At 57.1% G+C, this 1,600-nt stretch carries 1 protein-coding gene; it reads left to right on the top strand.

The features are described 5' to 3' along the window. The first annotated feature begins 123 nt into the window (after positions 1-123). Positions 124-1,338 (top strand): MFS transporter, encoded by a 1,215-nt coding sequence (locus DW136_RS09800; protein ID WP_195521868.1) that lies wholly within the window; start codon positions 124-126, stop codon positions 1,336-1,338. The last annotated feature ends 262 nt before the right edge of the window (positions 1,339-1,600 follow it).

Here is a 1,600-nt window from a genome sequence, read left to right as displayed (position 1 = left end):
TCATCGGCGCGTTCTTCGGCGTGCTGGCGTAAGGGCCCGGCTGCATAGATTTTCGTTGCAACCTGGAAAGGGGATGGAGCAGGCCTATGCCCTCCATCCCCTTTTTGTATAGAAGGAGTTCGTATGTTCGCGAAGGATCGCGAAGCAATGCGCCTGACGCCGGCAGAGGTCAGGCTGATTCTTATTGAGTCCCTGCAGTGGTGCGCCAACAACGCGGTCTACTTTTTGGGGCTTATCGGTGCGGCCACGTATGATCTGGCTGGCACGGCCTTTTTGGTTGCCGCCATTACGCTCGTGCGCAATCTTATGACGTCGGTGGGCAATATGGTGTCGGGCTCGGTCATCGATCGCTTTGGACCGCGCCGGACGTCGTTTGTGACGTGCGTGATTACGGCAGTGCTATCGCTTGGCGTGGGGTTGGCGCCGTTGTCTGTCCCCGGGCTTGTGTTTGCCGCGTGCGTCTTGGGACTTGCGGGCGGCTTTATCAACACCTGCACGCATGCGTTTCCGGGATACCTGGAGTCGACCACCGAGGGCCGTACCCGCGTGAACGGCCTCATGGTGTTCTACAGCAATATCGCCTATACCGCTGGCCCGCTGCTCGGCGGTGCCATCGTGAGCTGTTTTGCCACGCAATCGGTCTATCTGCTCATGGCGGGCATGATGGGTGTGGCGGCCGTGCTCTCCTTGGGCTGTCACGAGTGTGTTGCTCCCGCAAAAGGGGAGAAGCCGAAGGGCGGTATTTTGGGCGGCATGGCCGAGGGTGCGCGACTTACGTTTCGCGACCACGACCTGCGCCTCATCTTTATCTCGGGCTTTTTGGGTTTCTTTGCGTTTGGCGCGTTCGATTCGCTGGAGTCGTTGTTCTATCGCGATGTGCTCAACGTGGATATCGTCTGGCTGGGCTGGCTGTCCTCGGTCGTGGGCCTCACTTCCTCGGTGGGCGCGTTCATCCTGACCAAGCTTTCTGCCCGCCATGTCAACCTGCGATTGCTGCTCGGCGCGCTCATGGCCGTGGGCATTGGGTCCATGGTGTACGTGGGCACCGATATGCTGGGGGTCGCGATTATCGGTCAGGCGATTAACGGTCTGGCCTGGGGATTCCTGGAACCGCTGCAGATGATCTTGATTCAGGAGCGCGCCGACATCAAATACCTGGGGCGCATTACCGGCTTTGTGCGTTTTGGCCTGATGAGCGCCGGCGTGCTGCCGCTGCTGGCGGCTCCGTTTTTGGCGGAGGCTTTGGGCGTTCAGGCGGTGCTGTTTGGGGCATCGACCATTATTGCGCTGGTAGGAACGCTGTTCTTTGTCACACAAGGGAGGCGCCAGAGGCGTTAGCTATACATTCAATTCTAATTTAATACCACTCACCAGAGAATTTCGACCGTTCACCGAGGATTGGAGCAGATTGATAAGTGGTATTAAAAACACATTAGGTGTATGTCTATAATTGGTATCGAAAAGAAACGCGATGTATAGAGTTGCGTGCAGGACAGAAAGGAAAAGCCATGAAGGAAACCGAGAAGATCGAGATCATGCACTTTAGCCAGGAGGGCTATCTCGAGGACGGCAAGAACGTCTACGAGGCCGGCAAGAAGAT

It is taken from the genome of Collinsella sp. AM12-1 (genome assembly GCF_003472325.1).
Lineage (GTDB): Bacteria > Actinomycetota > Coriobacteriia > Coriobacteriales > Coriobacteriaceae > Collinsella.
Note: the sequence above shows the minus strand (reverse complement) of the source record. Positions and strands in the feature narration are given on the sequence as shown.